Genomic DNA, 22,606 nt, shown 5'->3' with positions numbered 1-22,606 from the left:
CCTGTGCGTAATTTGTGTAAGAAACAGGGAAAACGCGTGTAGGCCGCGAACCTGCTGAGCCAGACCGTTTGTCACTGTTTTTTTGCCTGGAAAAACGCTTCAGCGGTTTTTTAAGGGCGCGAACCCTACCACAGAATTCCGCCTTGTCCGAACGCATTTACCGACTTGTTTTCCGGGTGACCGGCGTTTATACAATCGCTGGGTGCACGGGCATTTTTATCCTCCCGAAACATGACAAATGAACGGGAGGAGGGACCGCGTTCATTCAGCACAGCCTTCTCATATCAATAAAAACAGCAAGCAGAGGTCACCGGTGGAGCAACAAACCTGGCAGGTATTGATCGTCGAGGATGACCAGCGACTGGCCGAGCTGACCCGCGATTACCTGCAAGCCAATGGCCTGCGCGTGGAGATCGAAGGCAACGGTGCGTTGGCGGCGGCGCGGATCATCAAGGAGCAACCGGATCTGGTGATCCTCGATCTGATGCTGCCCGGCGAGGATGGCCTGAGCATTTGCCGCAAGGTGCGCGACCGGTACGACGGGCCGATCCTGATGCTCACCGCGCGCACCGACGACGCCGATCAGATCCACGGCCTCGACCTCGGTGCCGACGATTACGTGTGCAAACCGGTGCGCCCGCGCTTGTTGCTGGCGCGCATCCAGGCGTTGCTGCGACGCAGTGACACACCCGAGCCGGTCGCAGAAAAATCCCGTCGCCTGCAATTCGGTCCGCTGGTGGTCGACAACGCGTTGCGCGAAGCCTGGCTGAGCGACAACGGCATCGAGTTGACCAGCGCCGAGTTCGACCTGCTCTGGCTGCTGGTCTCCAACGCCGGGCGGATTCTTTCGCGCGAAGAAATCTTCACTGCCCTGCGCGGCATCGGCTACGACGGCCAGGATCGCTCGATCGACGTGCGCATCTCACGCATCCGCCCGAAAATCGGCGACGACCCCGACCATCCGCGTCTGATCAAGACCATCCGCAGCAAAGGCTACCTGTTCGTCCCTGAAGCCTGCGCAGACCTGGCCCTGTGAATTCGATTTTCCTGCGCATCTATGGCGGCATGTGCGCCGCGCTGATTCTGGTGGCGGTGCTTGGCGTGCTGGCGCTGAACCTGCTCAATCAGGTGCGCAGCGAGCAATACCGCGAGCGCCTGGCCCACGGCACATTCTCGCTGATGGCCGACAACCTGCAACCAATGAACCAGACCGAGCGCCATCGCGCGCTGCTGGTGTGGGAGCGGCTGCTCGGTATTCCGCTGACGCTGAAGAAATTCGCCGAAACCGACCTCGATCTGGCCCAGCGTACCCGCGTGCTGCGCGGTCAGGCGCTGGTCGAGCAGACCGGGCCGCACGCGGCCAAGGTCTATCGGCTGATCAGTGAAAAAGAGCAGCTTGTACTGGTAGGAGAGGTGCAGCAGATCAGCGAGCAACTGGCTCGGGCGACTATTTACCTGCTCGCCGATGAACTGGTGCGGGTGCCGGTCGGCGAACAGCCCAGACGTCTTGCGCAGATAAAGCAGGAAAAGGGTTTCGGCTTCGATCTGCGTCTGGTCACGGTGAATGACGCCGACATGGACGAAGACCAGAGTCGCCGGGTGGCCGAGGGCGACACGGTGATGGCGCTGGGCAAGGGCGGCGATTCGATCCGCGTGTTTGCCGGCATGGTCGGTACGCCGTGGGTGCTGGAAATCGGCCCGCTGTATCAAATGAATCCGTACCCGCCGGAATGGCTGGTGCTGATCGCCGCGCTGGGGCTGACGCTGATCGGCCTTATCGTTTATCTGCTGGTGCGTCAGCTCGAGCGGCGTCTGCGCGGCCTCGAAGCGGCGGCCACGCGCATTGCCAAGGGCAGTCTGGAAACCCGCGTGCCGGCGCGTGGCGCCGACTCGGTCGGGCGTCTGGCATCGGCGTTCAATGGCATGGCTGAGCACCTGCAACAGCTGCTGGCGATCCAGCGTGAACTGGTGCGCGCGGTGTCCCATGAACTGCGCACGCCGGTGGCGCGCCTGCGTTTCGGTCTGGAAATGATCGGCACCGCGACCACGCCGCAAGCGCTGGAGAAATACCGCGAAGGCATGGATCACGACATCGAGGACCTCGATAAGCTGGTCGACGAAATGCTCACCTACGCGCGACTGGAACAGGGCTCGCCAGCGCTGACTTTCCAGCGCATCGATCTGGATGCGCTGGTCAATCAGGTGATCGAGGAGCTGGCGCCGCTACGCGCCGAGGTCACGGTGCAGCGCGGCTTGTGCCTGTCATCCGCCGACAACGACGGCGCGTGGGTCGAGGCCGAGCCGCGTTATCTGCATCGGGCGCTGCAGAACCTGGTGGGCAACGCGATGCGTCATGCCCATTCACAGGTGACGGTGAGTTATCAGGTCGGCCAGCTGCGCTGTCGCATCGACGTCGAGGACGACGGACCGGGCGTGCCGGAAGTGGCGTGGGAGCGGATCTTCACGCCGTTCCTGCGCCTGGACGACAGCCGCACGCGGGCGTCGGGCGGGCATGGCCTAGGGTTGTCGATCGTGCGGCGGATCATTCACTGGCACGACGGCCGGGCGATCATTGGTAAGAGCAAGAGTCTGGGCGGGGCGTGTTTCAGTCTGAGTTGGCCGAGGAATCAGGAGCGCCGGTAGGTTGTGTGGTGGCAGGGCTGGCCTCATCGCGAGCAGGCTCACTCCTACATTTGGAATGCGTTCACCCTGTAGGAGTGAGCCTGCTCGCGATAGCGCCAGTGCCGACAATGCAAATCTTCAGGCCTGAATGCTGACCAGACTCAACAACTGCCCATCCTGCACCCCGAACTGCGCCTCCAGCTCCGAACCGTTGCGCCATTCGCTCGACAGATCCGTCAATAACCGCAGCCTGACCTGACCCGCCTCAGTCCATTCCAGCACTTCGGCGTGCTCGAAATAGAAGCGCTGCTGGACGATCGGGTACAGCGCCTTGAACAGACTCTCCTTGACCGAAAACGTCAAGGTAACCAGCAGCGCCAGTTGATCCTGCGACCTAGCGGCCATGCGCTGCATTTCCGCCGGGGTGAGAATTTCCCCGGCCAGACGTTCGGCGCGCTCATGGCTCAGCAGGTTTTCCAGATCCATGCCCAAGCCGCGCCAGTGCCGCTTGTTGGCGACAATCGCTGCGGCGCGGCCGGTGCTGTGGGTGATCGAGCCGCAGATATGCGCTGGCCACACCGGCGCGCGGTCCTCGCCGATCGGCGGGATGACGTTCAAACCTTCGAGTTGTTGCAGCGCGGCACGGGCGCAGATTCGCCCGGCGAGAAACTCGGCCTGACGCTTGGCCACTGAACGCTGAATGCTCGGCGGCGCGATGACAGCGCTGCGCTGAAAGTCATCGCCAAGCAACTGCGCCGGGTTGAAGTGGGTACTGAGCAGCACGGTGTCGGCCAACACCGTCGGCAACGGCCAGTGGTTGTCGAGCGCGGTGCAGCAGGCGGGCAGGGCGGGGATGGTATGCATGGCGGGCATTTTGCCGGTTAGCTTCGAGGCTGAACAGTAGGCCCTGTTTTTGTGGCGAGGGAGCTTGCTCCCGCTGGGGCGCGAAGCGCCCCCAAAAAAACCTGCTGATATCTGTCAGCGAGAAGGTAGCCAGCAGGTTTGGCGACGACTGCGTCGCCGAGCGGGAGCAAGCTCCCTCGCCACAAAGGCGGGTTAGCCGAAAATTTTCTTGAAGAACGCCTGCATGTCCGCCCAGGATTTTTCATCCGCCGCCTTGTTGTACCCGATGTCCGGCCCACCATGCTCGCCATGACTCAAGCGGTCCGCCTCCGGATTGCTGAAGCCGTGCTTGGCGCCATCCAGGCTGACGAACTGGTAGTCCGCCCCGGCCTTGTCCATCTCCGCCTTGAACGCAGTGACGTTGTCCTGCGTGACCATGCTGTCCAGCGCACCATGCTCGACCAGGATTTTCGCCTTCACGCTGCCCGGGGTCGCCGGGGTCTTGGTCGCCAGCGCGCCATGGAAACTCACCACACCGGCCAGCGGCACACCCTGACGCGCTGCATTCAGCACCACGCCGCCGCCGAAGCAGTAGCCGATGGCGGCAATCCTGTTCGGGTCGGTCTGCGTTTGCTGCTTCAGCAGCTCCAGCCCGGCGGCGAAGCGTTTACTGGCGGCATCGGCATCCTTGGTCGCTGCCTGCATGAAGGCCATGGCATCTTTCGGGTGCTCGGTGTTTTTGCCATCGCCGTACATGTCGATGGCCAGTGCGCTGTAGCCGAGTTCGGCGAGATCCCGTGCGCGGCGTTTGGCGTAATCGTTCAGCCCCCACCATTCGTGGACCACGACAACGCCGGGGCGTGGGCCTTTGATCGCGTCGTCATAGGCGTAGTAACCGATCAGTTTGCTGCCGTCGGCGCTTTGATAAGGGATTTCTTCAGTCTTGATCGCAGCCTGGGTGAAGCTGCTGACCGCCAGCAAAGCAAGGGCGAGGAACAGGCGCATGGTCGGGTCTCCTTATGGAAAGTGGGTCAGAACAGCCTAGTCGATCTGGTTCAGGTCAGGTTCAGAGATGGTTCAGGGGCCGTACAGGGGCGGCTCAGTAACCTTGCGCCATACCCAAACAGCACTGTGAAAGAGGAAATACCCATGACTCGTATCAACAAACTGCTGCTGGCTTTTACCCTGTTAGGCTCCAGCATCGCGGCCAACGCCGACGACACCAGCAACTTCGCCGGCCTGACGTTCGGCCAGACCAGCGACAAGATCGACAAGTCCCACGCACTGAACAATAACCTCGGCCACCCCAACGCCACCGGAGCCATCGACGGCAACAACACCTACGGCATGCGCCTCGGTCAGCAAAACAGCCAGGGCCGCTACTACGCCACCTACGACAACGTTTCCGGCTCGCACAATGGCGTTAAACTGCGCCAGGAAAACCTGCTCGGCAGCTATGACCTGTTCTATCCGGTGGGCGGCAGCACCAAGTTGTTCGGCGGCGCCACGGCCGGTCTGACCAAACTGACTCAGGATTCGCCAGGCTTCAGCCGTGACAGCGACATCGGTTACGCCATCGGTGGCCAGGTCGGTGTCTTGCAGCAAGTTTCACAGAACACCTCGGTGGAACTCGGTTACCGTTACCTGCGCAGCAACGCCAGCACCGAAATGAAAGAGAGCGGCGGCAGCAAACAGGGCTCGCTGGACTTGACCAGCAGCGCGCAGACCTACCTGTCGGCCAACTACTATTTCTAAGCAGTTGTCGCCGATTGAATAGTTGGAGCGAGCCTGCTCGCGAAAGCGATGTTTCATTCAACGTCATCGTTGACTGAATACCCGCATTCGCGAGCAGGCTCGCTCCCACAGGTTGTGTCTGGAGTGTTCAAGTGATGGGGAGAAGGGCATGAAACTGTTGGTCGTCGAAGATGAGGCGCTGTTGCGTCATCACCTGCAAACCCGCCTGACGGAGAGCGGCCACGTGGTCGAGTCCGTGGCCAATGCCGAGGAGGCGCTGTACCAGACCGGCCAGTACAACTTCGATCTGGCGGTGATCGATCTCGGCCTGCCGGGCATGGGCGGCCTCGACCTGATCCGCCAGTTGCGCTCGGGCGGCAAGACCTTCCCGATCCTGATCCTCACCGCGCGCGGCAACTGGCAGGACAAAGTCGAGGGCCTTGCCGCCGGTGCCGACGATTACGTGGTCAAGCCGTTCCAGTTCGAAGAACTCGACGCACGCCTCAACGCACTGTTGCGCCGCTCCAGCGGTTTCACCCAGTCGACCATCGTTGCCGGGCCGTTGCTGCTCGACCTCAATCGCAAACAGGCCAGCCTCGATGAACAACCGCTGGCGCTGACCGCCTACGAATACCGCATCCTCGAATACCTCATGCGCCACCATCAGCAAGTGGTGCCCAAGGATCGCTTGATGGAGCAGCTCTATCCGGATGACGACGAGCGCGATCCAAATGTCATCGAAGTGCTGGTCGGCCGTCTGCGGCGCAAGCTCGAAGGCCCGGCCGGGTTCAAGCCGATCGACACCGTGCGCGGCCTCGGCTACCTGTTCAATGAGCGCTGCACTTGATCCGTTCCCTCCGCGTTCGTTTGATGCTTGCCGCCACCACGTTGGCGGTGTTGTTCATGCTCGCCTTGCTCCCGGCGATGCAGGGCGCGTTCAGCCTCGCGTTGCAGGATTCGATCGAGCAACGCCTGGCCTCCGACGTCACCACACTGATCTCCGCCGCGCGGGTGGAAAACGGTCATTTGGTGATGCCCTCGCAATTGCCGGACGAGCGCTTCAACCTCACCGATTTCCGCTTGCTCGGCTATATCTACGACCGCGACGGCAATCTGGTGTGGCGTTCGAAAGCCACCCAGGAAGAGCAGATCAACTACAAACCGCGTTACGACGGCCTCGGCAACGAGTTCGCGCGGATCCGTGAAGCCAGCGGTCAGGAATTCTTCGTCTACGACGTCGAAGTCAAACTGCTCGGCGGCAAGAGCGCGGCATTCAGCATCGTCGCTCTGCAACCGGTCCGTGAGTACGAAACCACCCTGGAAGGCCTGCGCGAAAATCTCTATCTGGGCTTCGGCGCGGCATTGCTGGTACTGCTGGCATTGCTGTGGATCGGCCTGACCTGGGGCCTCAAGGCTCTGCGGCGATTGAGCCAGGAACTCGACGAAATCGAAGGTGGCACCCGCGAAAGCCTGACGGAAAAACACCCGCGCGAACTGCTGCGCCTGACCGGCTCGCTCAACCGCCTGCTGCTCAGCGAACGCCAGCAGCGCAGCCGCTATCGCGACTCCCTCGACGACCTCGCCCACAGCCTGAAAACCCCATTGGCGGTGCTGCAAGGCGTCAGCGAAGACATGGCCCAGCGTCCCGAAGACCGCGATCAGGCCTGGGTCCTGCAAAGCCAGATCGAGCGCATGAGCCAGCAGATCAGCTACCAGCTGCAACGGGCCAGCCTGCGCAAAAGCGGCCTGGTTCGCCATCAGGTGCGCCTGCAACCTGTGCTCAAAAGCCTGTGCGATACGCTGGACAAGGTCTACCGCGACAAACACGTGCGCGTGACTTTTGATCTGCCTGAACATTGCTACGTGCCGATCGAGCAGGGCGCCTTGCTGGAAATGCTCGGCAACCTGCTGGAAAACGCCTATCGCCTGTGCCTGGGCGAAGTGCGGGTCAGCGTGCGCGAGTCACTGGCCGGGATCGAATTGTGTGTCGAGGACGATGGGCCGGGCGTGCCGCTCGATCAGCGGGCGCGGATTCTCGAGCGCGGCGAACGCCTGGACGCCCAGCATCCGGGGCAGGGCATCGGGTTGGCGGTGGTCAAGGACATCATCGAGAGTTACAACGCCCGCTTGGCCCTGGGCGATTCGCCGATGGGTGGGGCGGCGTTCAGGATTCATTTTCCTGCGGTGTGAATGAAGCGGCCCTCACCCTAACCCTCTCCCAGTGGGAGAGGGAACTGACCTAAGTGTCTTGAGAAATTTATCGACCTGAGCAACTTGCAGTGGATATGGATTCACTGAATAACTGTCAGGCCGGTCCAGATCTTCAGCATCCTCCAATCAATCTCCTCTCCCTCTGGGAGAGGGTTAGGGTGAGGGGCTTTTGATCTTTCACAATTCCTGCGCCCGATAAGCCCCCGGTGTCAGCCCCGTCCATTTCTTGAACGCCCGATGAAACGCCGACGGTTCGGAAAATCCGAGCTGCTCGGCAATCTGCTGCAACGACAAATCCGCCCGGCCCAGATGATAGATGGCGATATCCCGCCGCAGTTGATCCTTGAGCTCCTGAAAACTCGTGCCTTCCTCGCGCAAGTGCCGGCGCAAGGTTTGCGGGCTGATGTGCAGATGCGCCGCGACGGCTTCCAGATCCGGCCAGCGCGCAGCGTCACGGCTGAGCAAGCGGCGCAGGCGGCTGCTCAGGCTGTCGCCGTCGTCCGGGCGTGAGAGCAGGTCGGCAGGGGAGCGTTCGAGAAAATGTTTGAGGGTGCGTTCGTCCTGCAACAGCGGCATGGCCAGGTAGCGACTGTGAAACAGCAGGCTGCTCCGGGCGCCGTCGAAGGTCAGGGGGCAGGGGAACAGCAGGTCGTATTCGCTGCCGTGAGCGGGGCGCGGATAACTGAAGGTGGCCTGCTCAAGGCGAATCCGCTGGCCGATCAGCCAACTGCCGAGGCGGTGCCAGATCACCAGCAGGCTTTCGCTGAGAAAGTGGTCCGGGTCCCACAACTGCGCGTCATCCAGGCTCAACCGCACCCATTCGTCTTCGCGGCTCAAGCTCAGGCGCGGGGCATCAGGGAATAGGCTATAAAACAATAAACCGCGTTGCAGGGCCTTCTCCAGATTGCGGCAGTGAATCGAGGCGTGGCACATCATGGCAAAGCTGCCGGGCTTGCTCGGTGAGTTGCCGAAACCCAGGTATTCATCATCCAGCGCCAGCCACAACCCCTGAATCAGGCGGGTGAACTGCTCCGGCGCGATGCGTGCGCGGGGCTCGTCGAGCAACTCCGGGCTGATTCCCAGTTGCTGCAACAGGTTTGAGTAATCGAAACCGCGACGGCGTGCGCCGCCAAGGGCGGCGCGGGCGAAATGGCTGGCGATGGTGCGTTCGCGCATAAGCGGCAATCCTTGTTCTGGCACCGATCGTAACGGCGGGCCTGCAACGCAACAAGGCGGATTTCCGCCAAATTGTAGGACGAGCTGCGGTGAGTTGGCGGAAATCCGCCACGCTGAAGTAGTCAACGCGGTCCGGACAAATCCTGCAATGCCTGATATCAAAAGGCTTGCTGCTAATCGCACCAATCTGGCACGACGTTTGCGATACAAGCGACAGAAGCGTGCATTTCTCCCGCTGGGGAGGATGCCGTTCCAACAACAAATCCCTCCAGTGCAGGAGGGTTCGCAATTAAGGTTCGGCGCTCGACAGATGGATGTTGCCGCTGGACGCTTGAGGAAACCTGCAATGACGACTCGTCAGCCACTGTACAAATCCCTGTATTTCCAGGTGATCGTTGCCATCGCCATCGGCATCCTGCTCGGTCACTTCTACCCGCAGACCGGCGTGGCCCTCAAGCCACTGGGTGACGGCTTCATCAAGCTGATCAAAATGGTCATCGCCCCGATCATCTTCTGTACTGTTGTCAGCGGCATCGCCGGCATGCAGAACATGAAGTCGGTAGGCAAGACCGGCGGCTACGCGCTGCTGTACTTCGAAATCGTTTCCACCATTGCCCTGCTGATCGGTCTGGTCGTGGTCAACGTTGTGCAACCGGGCGCCGGCATGCACATCGACGTCACCACCCTCGACGCCTCGAAAATCGCCACCTACGTGACGGCCAGTAAAGACCAGAGCATTGTCGGCTTCCTCCTCAATGTGATCCCGAACACCATCGTCGGCGCGTTTGCCACCGGTGATATCCTGCAAGTGCTGATGTTCTCGGTGATCTTCGGTTACGCCCTGCATCGCCTGGGTTCGTACGGTCGTCCGCTGCTGGACATGATCGATCGCTTCGCCCACGTGATGTTCAACATCATCAACATGATCATGAAACTGGCGCCACTCGGTGCGCTGGGCGCCATGGCGTTCACCATCGGTGCCTACGGTGTCGGCTCGCTGGTGCAGCTGGGTCAACTGATGATCTGCTTCTACATAACCTGCGTACTGTTCGTCGTGCTGGTGCTGGGTGCGATCTGTCGGGCTCACGGTTTCAGCGTGTTCAAACTGGTGCGCTACATCCGTGAAGAGCTGCTGATCGTACTGGGTACGTCCTCGTCGGAATCGGCACTGCCACGCATGCTGATCAAGATGGAGCGTCTGGGCGCGAAGAAATCGGTGGTGGGTCTGGTGATCCCGACCGGTTACTCGTTCAACCTTGACGGTACTTCGATCTACCTGACCATGGCTGCCGTGTTCATCGCCCAGGCGACTGACACGCACATGGACATCACCCACCAGATCACCCTGCTGCTGGTACTGCTGCTGTCCTCCAAAGGTGCGGCGGGTGTAACCGGTTCGGGCTTCATCGTGCTGGCCGCAACCCTGTCGGCGGTAGGTCACCTGCCGGTGGCCGGTCTGGCGCTGATCCTCGGCATCGACCGCTTCATGTCCGAAGCCCGCGCGCTGACCAACCTGGTCGGTAACGCGGTAGCGACCATCGTCGTGGCCAAGTGGGTCAAGGAGCTGGATACCGATCAACTGCAGGCCGAGCTGGCTTCCGGCGGTCGCGGTATCTCCGACGAGCGTGAAGAAGACGACCTGGGTGTGGCTGAAGGCCCAACCCCGAGCAATGTGAAGTAAGCATCGCTTGCACGGAAAAACCCGCTTCGGCGGGTTTTTTCTTGCCCGGGATTTGAGCGCAACGGTCACACCTGCTGACATTTGCGGTGATTGCCGCATCGACGATGGCTGCCTAGGCTGAGTGCATCGCCCAAGGAGTTCGCCCATGTCCGCACCGCTGGCCTCACTGAAGATTCTTGATTTCTCGACCTTGCTGCCAGGGCCTTTCGCCTCGCTGCTGCTGGCGGACATGGGCGCCGAGGTGCTGCGCATCGAATCGCCGACGCGTATGGATCTGCTGCGGGTGCTGCCGCCGCATGATGGCGGGGTATCGGCCAGCCACGCCTACCTGAACCGCAACAAGCGCAGTCTGGCGCTGGATCTGAAACAGCCCGCGGCGCTGGAGATCATCAAGCAGCTGCTGGGTGAGTACGACATCGTTCTTGAGCAATTCCGCCCCGGGGTGATGGAGCGTCTGGGCCTGGGCTATGAGGCGTTGAGGGCGATCAACCCGCGGCTGATTTTCGTGTCGATCAGCGGTTACGGCCAGACCGGGCCGTACAAAGAGCGTGCGGGGCATGACATCAACTATCTGGCGCTGGCCGGGCTGGCCAGTTACACCGGCCGCGCCGACAGCGGGCCCTTGCCACTGGGCATGCAGGTGGCGGACGTGGCCGGCGGCTCGTTGCACGGGGTGATCGGCTTGCTGGCGGCGGTGATCGCTCGCCAGCAGAGCGGGCAAGGCACGCATCTGGATGTGAGCATGACCGATTGCGCGTTCAGCCTGAATGCCATGGCAGGTGCGGGATATCTGGCCTGTGGCGCGGAGCCGGGCTGGGAAGATCAGATGCTCAACGGCGGCAGTTTCTACGATTATTACCGCACGCGGGATGGGCGCTGGATGTCAGTGGGCAGTCTCGAGCCGGCGTTCATGCAGCAACTGTGCACGGCGCTGGGCCGACCGGAACTGGCGGCGCAGGGATTGTCCCCCAGGGCAGAGCAGCAACAGGCGCTGAAAGAGGCATTGCGGATCGAATTCGAGCGACATGATTTTGCTGAACTGTGTGAGCTGTTCGCCGGAGTCGATGCCTGTGTCGAACCGGTGTTGAATCTGGGCGAGGCGCTGCGCCATCCGCAATTGCAGGCGCGGGAGCTGGTGACCCAGGTGCCGCGCGGCGATGGCACGACGCAGGCGCAGATCGCCTGTCCGTTGAAATTCTCTGAAGCGTTACCGGCGCCAAGGCATGTCGGCGCGGGGTTGGGGCAGCATACGGATCAGGTGTTGGAGGAGTTGGGGTTGAGTGCTTCGAAGATCGCTGAGCTGCGTTCCGCCAAAGTAATCCTTTAGTGCTTGTGATGGCCCTATCGCGAGCAGGCTCACTCCTACAGGTGAAACGCGTTCCAAATGTAGGAGCGAGCCTGCTCGCGATGGGACCGGTCAAAGCAACACAGAAACCAACTATTCCACCCGCATCTCACCACTGAACACCAAGGTGCTTCGGCAGCGCCGGCACAAGTACCGCCGCCCTTGCCGTACCAGGCCATGGCGCTGGGCGGTAAACGGGAAGTCACTGTCGGGGCACGGACATTTGTAGATATAGCGGGTCACGCTGCGCCGCTTGATCTCGTAGGTGTGGCAGCGGTCGGGCGGCAGTTCGTATACGCCGCGCATGATCAATTGCCACTCCTCGCCATGGGGCTGGATGCGGTCGCCGAACAGTTGATGAGCGATCAGATGCGCGACTTCGTGGGCCACGGTCTGCTTGAGGAAGTGTTCGGTGTTTTCCCGGTACAACTGCGGGTTGAAGCGCAGCAGGTTTTCGTGCAGATGCGCGACACCGGCTTTCTGCCCGCGCAGCTTGAGACTGACGACGGGGCGTTTGAAGGAACGTTTGAAAAAGGATTCAGCGAGTTGGTAACAATCTTCGACGCGGGTATTGAGTTGCTCGGGCATGCTTGATGGATCTCCAGAGAAGCCGAGTATGCCGCAACCCCGGCGACTTGCGAATCGCCGACCTGCCGAATGGTCGTCGCCCAACGAGAAGGCCGCCTTGCGGCGGCCTGTATTGGCAGAGGTTGTTTTTCTCAGGGAGGAAACGAGTCAGTTGGTATAGACGGGCCCGACACCCAGCCCCCAGATGATCACGGTAAACGCCATGATCGCCACCAGCACTACCAGCCCGACCGCGAGCACCGAACTGGAAAACAGAAAACCTTCATCCGAAGGAATGTTCATGAAGGTCGGCAGGCCGACGTACAGCAGGTACACCGTGTAGCAGATGGCCGCCGTGCCGACGATCATCCCCAGCCACATGTGCGGGTACAGCGCCGCCAGGCCGCCGACGAACAACGGTGTCGCCGTGTAAGTGGCAAACGCCACGCAACGGGCCAGGCTTGGATTGGCGTCATAGGTGCGCGCCATCCAGTGCACGAAGGCCCCCATCACCGCGACCCCGCCGAGCATCGCCAGGTACGACATGATGGTCATCCACAAGGCACTTTCGAACGTCAGCATCACCGGCGCGCGGTTGCCGATCACCCAGCCGACCTGGGTCGTGCCGATGAACGCCGAGACAGCGGGGATCGCCGCCAGAATCAGCGTGTGGGTCAAGTACATGTGGCTGATGCTTTCCTCTTGGTCGCCACGAATCTCCTTCCATTCCTGATCGGGGTGGGTAAACAGTCCCACTACGTGATGGATCATGCCATTCACTCCTCTTGTCATTGCCATCGCCCCCCAACGGAGCGCCTACGGGCCAAGGTGGCCGAGCAAATACAGGTCTAAAGACGTGTGCGACCTTATGTCGCAGTATAGAAAGGACTCCAGCGCACCGGTATGCCGGGCTTAGAGCAAATCGCGCTGTAAACAAAGGGCTTAATCGCGCCAGAATCTTGAAGGAACCGAATGGTTCGGTGGTGAGGGAGCTTGCTCCCGCCCGGCTACGCAGCAGTCGCAAACCCTCCCGGCTCGCCGTGTCAGGAAAAATTCCGTTGCAGGTTTGGGGGCGCTTCGCACCCCAGCGGGAGCAAGCTCCCTCGCCACAGTAGAGGTGAGTCAATTCGACTGCGGCCCTTCGCCCGCGCCGGGTTTTTGCGTAAAATGCCGGCCTTTCGTCACACCTCACGGATTTCGCGTCATGGGCACTCTTACGGTCAACCAGAACAAACTGCAAAAGCGCCTGCGCCGCCTGGCCGGCGAGGCGGTCGCCGATTTCAACATGATCGAAGACGGCGACAAGGTCATGGTCTGCCTGTCCGGGGGCAAGGACAGCTACACCATGCTCGACGTGCTGATGCACCTGCAGAAGGTTGCGCCGATCAAATTCGACATCGTCGCGGTGAACATGGACCAGAAACAGCCGGGCTTTCCCGAGCACGTGCTGCCGGCCTACCTGAAAGAACTGGGCATCGAGTATCACATCGTCGAGAAAGACACCTACTCGGTGGTCAAGGAACTGGTGCCGGAAGGCAAGACCACCTGCTCGCTGTGCTCGCGCCTGCGTCGCGGCACGCTGTACACCTTTGCTGACGAAATCGGCGCGACGAAGATGGCCCTCGGTCATCACCGCGACGACATCGTCGAGACGTTTTTCCTCAACATGTTCTTCAACGGCACCCTGAAAGCGATGCCGCCGAAACTGCGCGCCGACGATGGCCGCAACGTGGTGATTCGGCCGCTGGCGTACTGCAACGAGAAAGACATCCAGGCCTATTCGGACTTCAAGCAATTCCCGATCATTCCGTGCAACCTTTGCGGCTCGCAGGAGAACCTGCAGCGCCAGGTGGTCAAGGAAATGCTTCAGGACTGGGACCGCAAGACCCCGGGCCGCACCGAATCGATTTTCCGCAGCCTGCAGAACGTGGTGCCGTCGCAACTGGCCGACCGTAACCTGTTCGACTTCACCAGCCTGAAGATCGACGAGACCGCGGCTTCGCGTTTCGTCAATGTCGTCAATCTGTAAACCCGATCCAGATGTGGGAGCGAGCCTGCTCGCGAAAGCGGTGTGTCATTCAGCCCAAGTGTTGACTGATCCAACCCCTTCGCGAGCAGGCTCGCTCCCACAGGGATCTGTTCGTTTCATTCAATAGGAGAGGGCATGCGCGATTACAAGTGGCTGCACGAATACTGTCTGAACCGTTTTGGTTCGGCGGCTGAACTGGAAGCCCATCTGCCCGTTCCCAAGACCCCCGCACAATTGCGCAAGATCCGCGACGACCGCTACCTCTCGACCATGGCCCTGCGGGTGTTTCGCGCCGGGCTCAAGCACAGCCTGGTCGACGCCAAGTGGCCGGCCTTCGAAGAAGTGTTCTTCAAGTTCGATCCGGAAAAAGTCGTGCTGATGAGCGCCGAACACCTGGAGCGCCTGATGCAGGACGCGCGGATCATCCGCCATCTGGGCAAGCTGAAAAGCGTGCCGCGCAATGCGCAGTTCATCCTCGATGTGGAAAAGGACAAGGGCAGCTTCGGCGCGCTGATCGCCGACTGGCCGGTGACCGACATCGTTGGTCTGTGGACGTACCTGAAAAAGCACGGCCACCAACTCGGCGGGCTGTCGGCGCCGCGGTTTTTGCGCATGGTCGGCAAGGACACATTCGTGCCGAGCTACGACGTGGTCGCAGCGTTGAACGCGCAGAAGATCGTCGACAAAGTGCCGACCAGCCAGCGTGATCTGGCAACGGTGCAGAACGCGTTCAACCAGTGGCACGAACAGAGTGGCGGACGGCCGATGAGCCAGATCTCGATGATGCTGGCCTACACCGTGAACCATTAAGACCGCGTCGCTGCATTCGCGAGCAGGCTCGCTCCCACAGGGGATCTGTGGCGTACACAAATCCCCTGTAGGAGTGAGCCTGCTCGCGATAGCTATTTGTCAGGCGACGGAGACTTCGCCTTCGCCAGCCAATTTGCGATTCAACTGATAGCGCCAGCGCACATACAGCAGCGCCGAACAGAACACTGCCAGGCTCGCGGCCATTTCCAGCAGGCCGAACACGTGCCGGTTGGGATCGTATGCGGCCAGTGCGCCTTTGATGAAATACAGGTTCACTACAAAACACATCCACGAATGTCCACGGGCGCTGCCCATGATCATCGCCGGGGCGAGCACCAGCCACGGGATCAGCTCGACCAGCAGAATCACCCACGGCCGTGCGCCGTGCAGGTCGGCGAACAGCAGGTAATAGGCGGCGAGCAACCCGGCGAGGGCGAAAAAGCTCAGCAGGCTGAGCACGCGCATCGCCTTGACCCGTGGCTCAAGCCACGCCACCGAGGGCAGGACTTTCGGCTTCTTCGCCATCAGCCCACCAGTTTTTGCGCGGTTTTCGCCAGACGCAGACCGAGTGCGCGGCACAGCGCCACTTCGTGCTGATCGAGACCGTTCTTGCCGTCGGCACCGGCGTGATGGCTGGCCCCGTAAGGCGTGCCGCCACCTTCGGTTTCGAGCAGGGCCGATTCGCTGTAGGGCAGGCCGGTGATCAACATGCCGTGGTGCAACAGCGGCAGCATCATCGACAGCAGCGTGGTTTCCTGGCCGCCGTGCAGGCTGGCGGTGGAGGTGAACACGCCGGCCGGTTTGCCGACCAGCGCGCCGGTCAGCCAGAGGTTGCTGGTGCCGTCCAGAAAATATTTGAGCGGCGCGGCCATATTGCCGAAACGTGTCGGACTGCCCAGTGCGAGACCGGCGCAGTTCTTCAGATCGTCGAGGCTGGCGTAGAGCGCGCCTTCATCGGGAATGTCCGCGGCCACCGCTTCGCATTCGGTGGAGATCGCCGGGACCGTGCGCAGACGCGCTTCCATTCCAGCCTGCTCGACACCCCGGGCGATCTGCCGGGCCATCTCGTTGGTCGAACCGCTGCGGCTGTAATAGAGCACCAGAATGTACGGCGCGCTCATGGCAACAACTCCAACACGTTCTCCGGTGGGCGACCGATGACGGCTTTGTTGCCGGCTTCGAGAATCGGCCGCTCCATCAGTTTCGGGTGCGCAGCGATGGCGTCGATCAAATGCTGCTCGCTGAGACTGGCGTCCGCCAGGTTCAGGGTTTTGTATTCCTCTTCGCCGCTGCGCAGCAGTTGCCGCGCGCTGATCCCGAGCTTGCCGAGCAGGGCCTTGACTTGCGCGGCGTTCAGCGGCGTTTCCAGGTAGCGCACGATAGTCGGCTGCAAGCCGCGGGCTTCGAGCAGTTCCAGCGCGGCGCGGGATTTCGAGCAGCGCGGATTGTGATAAAGCGTCAGATCGGTCATGGCGGGTCGCTTCTGGCGTAAAGTGGCGGCTATTCTAACTGTGCGGCGCGCAATCCAGAACCGTCAGAGGCGATGGGTCGCAGGCGCTTTCGAATTTTCACAAGGAACACGACATGACACGGCGATTGGCAGCGGCATTGACCATTATCGGGGCGTTGATGCTGGGGGGCTGCGGCAATGATTACGGGATCGACCAGAACGGCCAGAAGGTTGCGTCCGAACGTCTGGACAAACAATGGGTGGTCCTTAACTACTGGGCCGAATGGTGTGGCCCGTGCCGTACGGAGATTCCTGAACTGAATCATTTGGCTGACGAACTCAAAGGCAGGAACGTCGGTGTGTTCGGAGTCAATTTCGACAATGTGCAGGGCGCGGAGCTGAAAGAAGCCAGCGAGAAACTGGGCATCAAGTTCACCGTGCTGGCGCAGGATCCGGCAGAGCTGTTCGACCTGCCGCGCAGTGAGGCGCTGCCGGTGACCTTCATCATCGATGACAAGGGCAAGGTGCGTGAACAGTTGCTGGGTGAGCAGACGGCGGCGGGGGTGATGGCGAAGCTGGAGGCGTTGCAGGCTACGAAGTAAACCGCCAGAAGCCCCTCACCCCAGCCCTCTCCCCGAGGGAGAGGGGGCCGACCGAGGTGTCTGAGACACCGGGTCGATTATGCATCCGCTAGAGAGGGGCCAGTACATCAGGGATTCAGCGAAGAGCTTTCAAGTCGGCGTATCTCTCGAATATCCCCCAATCAGTCCCCTCTACCTCTGGGAGAGGGCTAGGGTGAGGGGCTTGGCGGTCCAAGCGATCAACCCTCTTCCAGCCACCAGCGCAACGGTTTGCCTTCAGCCGGCCAGAAGCGTATCTGCTCGATCGGCGAAATGTCCCAGCGCTCGACCTTTTCCAGCGCCTGCAGGAATCGCTGTTCCTGCTCCATCAGCGCCAGGGCGCAGAGCTTGCGGGTCTTGCCGATCTTGCCGAAGGTCAGCTTGTCGCCGTCCTGCGTATAGGGCGCGAACCAATGGTTGCAGCCGCCATTGCCATAGGCGCGGCCGTCATCGCCGAGGGTTACCGTCAGATGGCTGTAATCCATCAGCGGCCGCTCGCCGATCCATTCCAGAATGTAGCTGCGGTTGTGTTGCAGTTGCACCGGCTCTGCGGCGCAACCGGCCAGGCCGACACCGATCAGCGCGGTCAGGACGAGCCGTTTCATCACGCAGGCTCTTGGCATTTCGGGCACAGGTGCTTGTCGCCAACGGCTTTCCAGCCCAGCTCGGCGATGCGCGCAGTGGCAGCCGGTTTTTCTGCGGTTTTGCCGAGTTTGGCGTCCACGGCGAATTCAAAGCTCAGCTCTTTCGCGCAGCTGTCGCAATTGACCTGCCAGGTGTGAATGGCCAGTTCGCCGAACACCGGGCCTGTGGTCATTGCGGTCCACTGGCCCGGCGGGTTGATCAGGTGGCGGACCGTGTCGACGGTCAGGCGCATGGACAAGTCCTTGCTGCCTTTGAGGGTGACCAACAGGGCATCGCCGATGCGGATCGAGCCACCGTTGCCAGTCACCTGATAGCGGCCCGGAACGAGGGCGCGGCATTCGGTGAGGGTGTGTTGCGGGTTCATCAGGGTGTAGCGGAAATCGTGTTCGACCATGGGTCCTCCAAATATGCGCGACATGCTAGCACGGGCTCGATTGCAGAATGATGCACGCGTGCGACCTTCGATCCGGTTCAAATAGGCCGACAGTCATGGCAAACTGCCGGCCCCCGAATCTGAAGGAACGGAACATGGCGCTGATCGAATGTTATGAATGCAAGCGGAGCATCAGTTCCGAAGCGCTGGTGTGCATTCACTGCGGCGCCCCGATGGCCGAGCACGCCGCCATGCAGGCGCAGTCCATTGCGGCATCGGCGCAGACCTCGACGATTTCCTTCGGCAGCCTGCCACGCAACAAGGCTGTGCCCGAAGCGGTTGTACCGCCAGTGGCCGAGCCGTTACCGAAAGTGATGCCCGCAGCAGCAGGGCGGCGTCGTCGTCAGCAGGCGGCAGAACAGGCTCGCCAGGCACAACAACCGCTCAACGCCGATGGCAGCCGCCCGGTGGAAGGCTGGCTGAAAATCATGGTGTTCCTGTTGCCGGCGTTTTTCGTCTGGTTCCTGCTGCGCAGCGGCCATTCGAGCAAGCAGCGCCTGCTCGGTTTCGGTTGGCTGGGCTTGCTGATCCTGGCGTCTTCGCTGCCCAAGTAAAACGGTTCAACCCTCGACCTGGTTCTGCGGCGCACCTGCCGCCCAGGTCGCGATGTTATCCAGGGTGGTGGCGGCAATCGCGCCCAGCGCCTCGCGGGTCAGAAATGCCTGATGCGCCGTGATGATCACGTTGGGAAACGTCAGCAGGCGTGCCAGCACATCGTCCTGCAACGGCAGGTCGGAGCGATCCTCGAAAAACAGCTGCGCCTCTTCCTCGTAAACATCCAGCCCCAGATACCCGAGTTGACCGTCCTTCAGGGCGTCGATCAGCGCCGGGGTGTCCACCAGACCACCGCGCCCGGTGTTGATCAACATCGCCCCCGCCTGCATGTGTGCCAGTGACTGGCGATTGATCAGGTGTTTGCTCTGCTCGTTGAGCGGGCAATGCAGGCTGATGATCCGCGACTGCGCGAGCAACTCCGGCAGGCTCAGATAACGCGCGCCCAAGGCCAGCACCTCGGGATTGGGATACGGGTCGCAGGCCAGCAATTCACAGCCGAAGCCGTGCATGATTTTCGCGAAGGTTGCGCCAATCTGCCCGGTGCCGACGATGCCGACAGTTTTGCCCACCAGATCGAAACCGCTCAGGCCATGCAGGCTGAAATCACCTTCGCGGGTGCGGTTGTAGGCGCGGTGCAGGCGACGATTGAGGGCGAGGATCAGCGCGACGGCATGTTCGGCCACGGCGTGCGGCGAGTAGGCCGGCACACGCACGACGGCCAGGCCGAGGCGTTTTGCTGCGGGCAGGTCTACATGGTTGTAACCGGCGGAACGCAGGGCAATCAGCCGCGTGCCGCCAGCCGCAAGGCGTTCCAGCACCGGGGCGCTGAGGTCGTCATTGATGAACGCGCAGACCACTTCGTGCTGCTCGGCCAAAGCCGCCGTATCTACGCTCAGTCGCGCCGCTTGAAAGTGCAGTTCGAGCCCGGCCGGGCAGTCGGCGCCGAGGAAGCTGTCGCGGTCGTAGGTCTGGCTGCTGAAAAAGATCGTGCGCATGAATCCTCCTGGAACATCGACGCGGGCGGCAATCGCCCGCGACAACTGTAGCGCTTTGCGCGCACCGTGCCTTGCCGTGGATCAGGCGCTGATGCGCGCCTGCGCCGCGAGTCGGTTGATCGAGCGTTCCAGTTCGTCCAGCGCGGCAGCGGCTTTCGGATCGTCCTGCTTGAGCAGGGTTTCGCTGCGCTGGCAGGCGGCGCGCAGTTGCGGCACCCCGCAATAACGGGTGGCGCCGTGCAGGCGGTGCACGCGTTCGAGCAAGGCATTCTGGTCGTGGCTGTCCCGCGCCGCGCGAATCGCTTCGCGGTCGGCTTCCAGCGAGGCCAGCAGCATGGCGAGCATGTCCGCCGCCAGATCCGCCTTGCCGGCCGCCAGACGCAAGCCTTCTTCGTGATCGAGTACCGGCAGTTCCTGCTGACTCGCCGCGCTGTCGCCGCTACGATCCGGCGCCTGATTGCGCAGGGCCAGTCCGGTCCACTTCAACACCACCTGCGCCAGTTGCCGCTCGCTGATCGGTTTGGTCAGGTAGTCGTCCATGCCGCTTTGCAGCAGCGCGCGTTTTTCGTTGGCCATGGCGTGGGCGGTGAGGGCGACGATCGGCAGCGGTGTGCAATGCCGTTCGCTTTCCCATTGGCGAATGGTTTCGGTGGTCTGGCGACCGTCCATGCCCGGCATCTGCACGTCCATCAGCACCAGATCGAAGGATTCGCTCTGGACAGCTTTGACTGCCGCGTAGCCGCTTTCCACGGCGAGCACGCGGGCGCCCATGTCTTCGAGCAGGGTTTGCACCAGCAACAGATTGGCCGGATTGTCGTCTACGCACAGCACGCGCGGCGCACGACTCGACAGCGGCTCGCCCGGTTCGCTGCGGATCTGGCGCGGATTGACCAGATCGGCCAGCGCCCGGCGCAACTTGCGCGTGCACGCCGGTTTGGCTTGAAGCTGGCTGTGCGGGTTGGGCACCGACAGATGGAACAGCGTCTGCTCGGTGGTCGGGCACAGCACCAGCACTTTGCAGCCCAAGTGTTCGAGGTCCCAGATGTGCTGGTTCAAACGCTCCGGGAGCATGTCGTTGCTGGTGATGCCGATGACCGCCAGATCGATCGCCTGATCGGTCTGATGTGCGCCGGTGACGCCATTGCTCAGGCTTTCCAGAGTATTGAACGGCGTGACGTCGAGGCCGCAGTCTTCCAGTTGATGCTGCAAGGCCTGACGCGCCAGTTCGTGATTTTCCAGTACCGCCACGCGGCGCCCGAGCAATGGCGCGGCGGGCAGGTCTTCGGCGTCGTCGCGAGTCTTCGGCAGGCTCAGGCTGATCCAGAATTCCGAACCTTCGCCCGGGGTGCTGTCGACGCCGATCTCGCCGCCCATCTGCTCGATCAGGCGCTTGGAAATCACCAGCCCCAGACCGGTGCCGCCGGGCTGGCGGGACAGCGAGTTGTCGGCCTGGCTGAAGGCCTGAAACAGCGCGCGCACATCCTGGCTCGACAAACCGATGCCGGTGTCCTGAATGCTGATGCGCAATTGCACGCTGTCTTCGTGCTCGTCTTCGAGCATCGCCCGGGCGACGATGGTGCCTTCGCGGGTGAACTTGATCGCATTGCTCACCAGGTTGGTGAGGATCTGCTTGAGGCGCAGCGGATCGCCGACCAGCGACAGCGGCGTGTCGCGATAGACCAGACTCACCAGCTCCAGCTGCTTGGCATGCGCTGCCGGGGCGAGAATGGTCAGGGTGTCCTGCAACAGATCACGCAGATTGAACGGAATGTGATCGAGCACCAGTTTGCCGGCCTCGATCTTCGAGAAATCGAGAATCTCGTTGATGATCCCCAGCAGACTGTCGGCAGATTTTTCGATGGTGCCGAGATAGTCGAGCTGGCGCGGGGTCAGTTCGCTTTTCTGCAACAGGTGAGTGAAGCCGAGAATGCCGTTGAGCGGGGTGCGGATTTCGTGGCTCATGTTGGCAAGGAATTCGGATTTGATCCGGCTGGCCTCCAGCGCCTCTTTGCGCGCCAGGTCCAGTTCGATGTTCTGGATTTCGATGGTTTCCAGGTTCTGCCGGACGTCTTCGGTGGCCTGATCGACGCTGTGCTGCAACTCTTCACGAGCGTTCTGCAGGGTGCCGGCCATGCGGTTGATGCCGGAGGCCAGTTCGTCCAGTTCCTGACTGCCGAGGGGCGGCAAACGGGTTTCCAGATGCCCGTCCTTGAGCTGCGCGACAGCCTGTTTGATCTGGCTCAGCGGACGGTTGATGGTGCGGCCCATGCGCAGCGCGAGGAGGGCGGCGCCGGCGAGTCCGGCGGCGATCAATAGCAGGCTGGCGAACAAGCTGCGATAACCGCGCAACAGCATGCCGTTGTGCGACAGCTCAAGTTCGACCCAACCGAGCAACCGCTCGGACTCCTCGGGAATGATTTCACCGGCGAGGTTGCGGTGCTTGCCGAACACCGGCATCAGGTAGCGCGTCGCGTCGTTGCCGCTGCGCCGTTGCAACAATGCGCTGTCGCCGCTGGGCGCCTGATTGAGCATGGTCGGGCCGGCGTGGGCCAGTGGCGAGCGGTCCGCCGCGAGGAAGGTCACCGCGCGCACGTCAGGTTGTTCAAGGGACTGGGTGGCGATGCGCTCGAGCAGATCGGCATCGCCGTGGCCCATCGCCGGCGCGACCAGCGGCGCCAGTTGCTCGGCGATCATTTCGCCGCGCTGCATCAATTGGCTCTGCAGGTCGGTCTGCTGGGTCCAGGTGAAATAGCCACCCAGCACCAGCGCCATCAGGCTGGTCGGCAACAAGGTCAGCAACAACACGCGACCTTTGATTCCCAGTTTCTTGAGCACGCCTATCTCCCGCATCCCGCTGATCTGTTGACACATGCGTGCATCCAGCACGCGA

At 61.7% G+C, this 22,606-nt stretch carries 23 protein-coding genes; 11 read left to right on the top strand and 12 right to left on the bottom strand.

Features of this window, described 5'->3' with window-relative positions:
• Nucleotides 1-313 precede the first annotated feature (313 nt).
• Nucleotides 314-1,036 (top strand): response regulator, encoded by a 723-nt coding sequence (locus LIS66_RS19780; protein WP_042607182.1) that lies wholly within the window; start codon nt 314-316, stop codon nt 1,034-1,036.
• A complete protein-coding gene (locus LIS66_RS19775) occupies nt 1,033-2,643 on the top strand; it encodes an ATP-binding protein (RefSeq protein WP_083352179.1) in 1,611 nt (536 codons plus the stop codon). The genes LIS66_RS19780 and LIS66_RS19775 overlap by 4 nt, the downstream gene beginning before the upstream one ends.
• 117 nt (nt 2,644-2,760) lie before the next feature.
• Here LIS66_RS19775 and LIS66_RS19770 read toward each other — a convergent pair whose 3' ends face one another.
• Nucleotides 2,761-3,486 carry a 4'-phosphopantetheinyl transferase family protein gene (locus LIS66_RS19770; protein WP_227972865.1) on the bottom strand — a complete coding sequence of 242 codons (726 nt, stop codon included), beginning with the start codon at nt 3,484-3,486 and terminating at the stop codon, nt 2,761-2,763.
• 192 nt (nt 3,487-3,678) lie between these two features.
• Nucleotides 3,679-4,470, bottom strand: coding sequence for a dienelactone hydrolase family protein (locus LIS66_RS19765; protein ID WP_227972864.1), 792 nt, complete (start codon nt 4,468-4,470; stop codon nt 3,679-3,681).
• 144 nt (nt 4,471-4,614) lie between these two features.
• Between LIS66_RS19765 and LIS66_RS19760 the strand changes: the two genes are divergently transcribed.
• The 3 genes from LIS66_RS19760 to LIS66_RS19750 all read left to right on the top strand — a co-directional run bounded on the left by LIS66_RS19760 (nt 4,615) and on the right by LIS66_RS19750 (nt 7,389).
• Nucleotides 4,615-5,220, top strand: coding sequence for a membrane protein (locus LIS66_RS19760; protein ID WP_039757849.1), 606 nt, complete (start codon nt 4,615-4,617; stop codon nt 5,218-5,220).
• A 148-nt stretch (nt 5,221-5,368) separates the two neighbouring features.
• Nucleotides 5,369-6,046: a response regulator transcription factor gene (locus tag LIS66_RS19755; protein WP_016773623.1), complete on the top strand. Its 678-nt coding sequence runs from the start codon at nt 5,369-5,371 to the stop codon at nt 6,044-6,046.
• On the top strand, nt 6,043-7,389 hold the full coding sequence (locus LIS66_RS19750) for an ATP-binding protein (protein ID WP_042607178.1): 1,347 nt from the start codon (nt 6,043-6,045) through the stop codon (nt 7,387-7,389). Before LIS66_RS19755 ends, LIS66_RS19750 begins: the two co-directional genes overlap by 4 nt.
• 198 nt (nt 7,390-7,587) lie before the next feature.
• Here LIS66_RS19750 and LIS66_RS19745 read toward each other — a convergent pair whose 3' ends face one another.
• The gene (locus LIS66_RS19745) at nt 7,588-8,586 is read right to left on the bottom strand and encodes an AraC family transcriptional regulator (protein WP_042607177.1); all 999 of its coding nucleotides are present in this window, start codon (nt 8,584-8,586) and stop codon (nt 7,588-7,590) included.
• Nucleotides 8,587-8,932: 346 nt separating this feature from the next.
• Between LIS66_RS19745 and LIS66_RS19740 the strand changes: the two genes are divergently transcribed.
• Together LIS66_RS19740 and LIS66_RS19735 are read left to right on the top strand one after the other, a co-directional pair.
• Nucleotides 8,933-10,267, top strand: a complete 1,335-nt coding sequence (locus tag LIS66_RS19740) for a dicarboxylate/amino acid:cation symporter (protein ID WP_042607176.1) — start codon at nt 8,933-8,935, stop codon at nt 10,265-10,267.
• Between the two features lie 145 nt (nt 10,268-10,412).
• A complete protein-coding gene (locus tag LIS66_RS19735; RefSeq protein ID WP_042607175.1) occupies nt 10,413-11,594 on the top strand; it encodes a CaiB/BaiF CoA transferase family protein in 1,182 nt (393 codons plus the stop codon).
• Between the two features lie 111 nt (nt 11,595-11,705).
• Here the strand turns inward: LIS66_RS19735 and LIS66_RS19730 are convergent, their stop codons facing one another.
• Together LIS66_RS19730 and LIS66_RS19725 are read right to left on the bottom strand one after the other, a co-directional pair.
• A complete protein-coding gene (locus LIS66_RS19730; protein ID WP_024013976.1) occupies nt 11,706-12,200 on the bottom strand; it encodes a SprT family zinc-dependent metalloprotease in 495 nt (164 codons plus the stop codon).
• Between the two features lie 147 nt (nt 12,201-12,347).
• The gene (locus LIS66_RS19725; protein ID WP_042607174.1) at nt 12,348-12,950 is read right to left on the bottom strand and encodes a Yip1 family protein; all 603 of its coding nucleotides are present in this window, start codon (nt 12,948-12,950) and stop codon (nt 12,348-12,350) included.
• Nucleotides 12,951-13,383: 433 nt separating this feature from the next.
• Here LIS66_RS19725 and ttcA point away from each other — a divergent pair, with 433 nt between their 5' ends.
• Together ttcA and LIS66_RS19715 are read left to right on the top strand one after the other, a co-directional pair.
• On the top strand, nt 13,384-14,208 hold the full coding sequence (gene ttcA / locus LIS66_RS19720) for a tRNA 2-thiocytidine(32) synthetase TtcA (protein ID WP_039757843.1): 825 nt from the start codon (nt 13,384-13,386) through the stop codon (nt 14,206-14,208).
• A gap of 135 nt (nt 14,209-14,343) precedes the next feature.
• A complete protein-coding gene (locus LIS66_RS19715) occupies nt 14,344-15,018 on the top strand; it encodes a DNA-3-methyladenine glycosylase I (RefSeq protein WP_016773632.1) in 675 nt (224 codons plus the stop codon).
• Nucleotides 15,019-15,117: 99 nt separating this feature from the next.
• On the opposite strand, the gene LIS66_RS19710 is transcribed toward LIS66_RS19715, so the two are convergent.
• From LIS66_RS19710 to arsC, 3 genes are read right to left on the bottom strand one after another with little or no spacing between them, the layout of a single operon-like run.
• Nucleotides 15,118-15,543, bottom strand: coding sequence for a DUF2069 domain-containing protein (locus tag LIS66_RS19710; RefSeq protein ID WP_042607173.1), 426 nt, complete (start codon nt 15,541-15,543; stop codon nt 15,118-15,120).
• On the bottom strand, nt 15,543-16,139 hold the full coding sequence (gene wrbA, locus LIS66_RS19705) for an NAD(P)H:quinone oxidoreductase (protein ID WP_042607172.1): 597 nt from the start codon (nt 16,137-16,139) through the stop codon (nt 15,543-15,545). Before wrbA ends, LIS66_RS19710 begins: the two co-directional genes overlap by 1 nt.
• Nucleotides 16,136-16,489 carry an arsenate reductase (glutaredoxin) gene (gene arsC / locus LIS66_RS19700; RefSeq protein WP_042607171.1) on the bottom strand — a complete coding sequence of 118 codons (354 nt, stop codon included), beginning with the start codon at nt 16,487-16,489 and terminating at the stop codon, nt 16,136-16,138. The genes wrbA and arsC overlap by 4 nt, the downstream gene beginning before the upstream one ends.
• 113 nt (nt 16,490-16,602) lie before the next feature.
• On the opposite strand from arsC, the gene LIS66_RS19695 reads away from it, so the two are divergent.
• Entirely contained in the window at nt 16,603-17,070 is a 468-nt protein-coding gene (locus LIS66_RS19695; protein ID WP_042607170.1) for a TlpA disulfide reductase family protein, read from the top strand.
• A 218-nt stretch (nt 17,071-17,288) separates the two neighbouring features.
• Here the strand turns inward: LIS66_RS19695 and LIS66_RS19690 are convergent, their stop codons facing one another.
• Both LIS66_RS19690 and LIS66_RS19685 read right to left on the bottom strand, forming a co-directional pair.
• The gene (locus tag LIS66_RS19690) at nt 17,289-17,693 is read right to left on the bottom strand and encodes an META domain-containing protein (protein ID WP_227972863.1); all 405 of its coding nucleotides are present in this window, start codon (nt 17,691-17,693) and stop codon (nt 17,289-17,291) included.
• Nucleotides 17,693-18,127 carry a hypothetical protein gene (locus LIS66_RS19685; protein ID WP_039757838.1) on the bottom strand — a complete coding sequence of 145 codons (435 nt, stop codon included), beginning with the start codon at nt 18,125-18,127 and terminating at the stop codon, nt 17,693-17,695. The genes LIS66_RS19690 and LIS66_RS19685 overlap by 1 nt, the downstream gene beginning before the upstream one ends.
• Before the next feature lie 134 nt (nt 18,128-18,261).
• On the opposite strand from LIS66_RS19685, the gene LIS66_RS19680 reads away from it, so the two are divergent.
• Nucleotides 18,262-18,720: a hypothetical protein gene (locus LIS66_RS19680; protein WP_042607168.1), complete on the top strand. Its 459-nt coding sequence runs from the start codon at nt 18,262-18,264 to the stop codon at nt 18,718-18,720.
• Nucleotides 18,721-18,726: 6 nt separating this feature from the next.
• On the opposite strand, the gene LIS66_RS19675 is transcribed toward LIS66_RS19680, so the two are convergent.
• The gene (locus LIS66_RS19675; RefSeq protein WP_042607167.1) at nt 18,727-19,716 is read right to left on the bottom strand and encodes a 2-hydroxyacid dehydrogenase; all 990 of its coding nucleotides are present in this window, start codon (nt 19,714-19,716) and stop codon (nt 18,727-18,729) included.
• An 81-nt stretch (nt 19,717-19,797) separates the two neighbouring features.
• Nucleotides 19,798-22,551, bottom strand: a complete 2,754-nt coding sequence (locus LIS66_RS19670; protein ID WP_064365099.1) for a response regulator — start codon at nt 22,549-22,551, stop codon at nt 19,798-19,800.
• Nucleotides 22,552-22,606: the final 55 nt, after the last annotated feature.

Origin of the sequence: Pseudomonas sp. HN2 (assembly GCF_020736465.1) — a bacterium.
Lineage (GTDB): Bacteria > Pseudomonadota > Gammaproteobacteria > Pseudomonadales > Pseudomonadaceae > Aquipseudomonas > Aquipseudomonas moraviensis_A.
Note: the sequence above shows the minus strand (reverse complement) of the source record. Positions and strands in the feature narration are given on the sequence as shown.

Excerpts from the sequence above, each read along its gene's own strand:
- LIS66_RS19695 (WP_042607170.1), top strand. The coding sequence starts at position 16,603 with ATGACACGGCGATTGGCAGCGGCATTGACCATTATCGGGGCGTTGATG.
- arsC (WP_042607171.1), bottom strand. The coding sequence starts at position 16,489 with ATGACCGATCTGACGCTTTATCACAATCCGCGCTGCTCGAAATCCCGC.
- LIS66_RS19740 (WP_042607176.1), top strand. The coding sequence starts at position 8,933 with ATGACGACTCGTCAGCCACTGTACAAATCCCTGTATTTCCAGGTGATC.
- LIS66_RS19760 (WP_039757849.1), top strand. The coding sequence starts at position 4,615 with ATGACTCGTATCAACAAACTGCTGCTGGCTTTTACCCTGTTAGGCTCC.
- LIS66_RS19685 (WP_039757838.1), bottom strand. The coding sequence starts at position 18,127 with ATGGTCGAACACGATTTCCGCTACACCCTGATGAACCCGCAACACACC.
- LIS66_RS19715 (WP_016773632.1), top strand. The coding sequence starts at position 14,344 with ATGCGCGATTACAAGTGGCTGCACGAATACTGTCTGAACCGTTTTGGT.
- LIS66_RS19770 (WP_227972865.1), bottom strand. The coding sequence starts at position 3,486 with ATGCATACCATCCCCGCCCTGCCCGCCTGCTGCACCGCGCTCGACAAC.
- LIS66_RS19680 (WP_042607168.1), top strand. The coding sequence starts at position 18,262 with ATGGCGCTGATCGAATGTTATGAATGCAAGCGGAGCATCAGTTCCGAA.
- LIS66_RS19745 (WP_042607177.1), bottom strand. The coding sequence starts at position 8,586 with ATGCGCGAACGCACCATCGCCAGCCATTTCGCCCGCGCCGCCCTTGGC.
- LIS66_RS19730 (WP_024013976.1), bottom strand. The coding sequence starts at position 12,200 with ATGCCCGAGCAACTCAATACCCGCGTCGAAGATTGTTACCAACTCGCT.
- LIS66_RS19675 (WP_042607167.1), bottom strand. The coding sequence starts at position 19,716 with ATGCGCACGATCTTTTTCAGCAGCCAGACCTACGACCGCGACAGCTTC.
- LIS66_RS19725 (WP_042607174.1), bottom strand. The coding sequence starts at position 12,950 with ATGATCCATCACGTAGTGGGACTGTTTACCCACCCCGATCAGGAATGG.
- LIS66_RS19755 (WP_016773623.1), top strand. The coding sequence starts at position 5,369 with ATGAAACTGTTGGTCGTCGAAGATGAGGCGCTGTTGCGTCATCACCTG.
- LIS66_RS19690 (WP_227972863.1), bottom strand. The coding sequence starts at position 17,693 with ATGAAACGGCTCGTCCTGACCGCGCTGATCGGTGTCGGCCTGGCCGGT.
- LIS66_RS19735 (WP_042607175.1), top strand. The coding sequence starts at position 10,413 with ATGTCCGCACCGCTGGCCTCACTGAAGATTCTTGATTTCTCGACCTTG.
- LIS66_RS19765 (WP_227972864.1), bottom strand. The coding sequence starts at position 4,470 with ATGCGCCTGTTCCTCGCCCTTGCTTTGCTGGCGGTCAGCAGCTTCACC.
- ttcA (WP_039757843.1), top strand. The coding sequence starts at position 13,384 with ATGGGCACTCTTACGGTCAACCAGAACAAACTGCAAAAGCGCCTGCGC.
- LIS66_RS19710 (WP_042607173.1), bottom strand. The coding sequence starts at position 15,543 with ATGGCGAAGAAGCCGAAAGTCCTGCCCTCGGTGGCGTGGCTTGAGCCA.
- wrbA (WP_042607172.1), bottom strand. The coding sequence starts at position 16,139 with ATGAGCGCGCCGTACATTCTGGTGCTCTATTACAGCCGCAGCGGTTCG.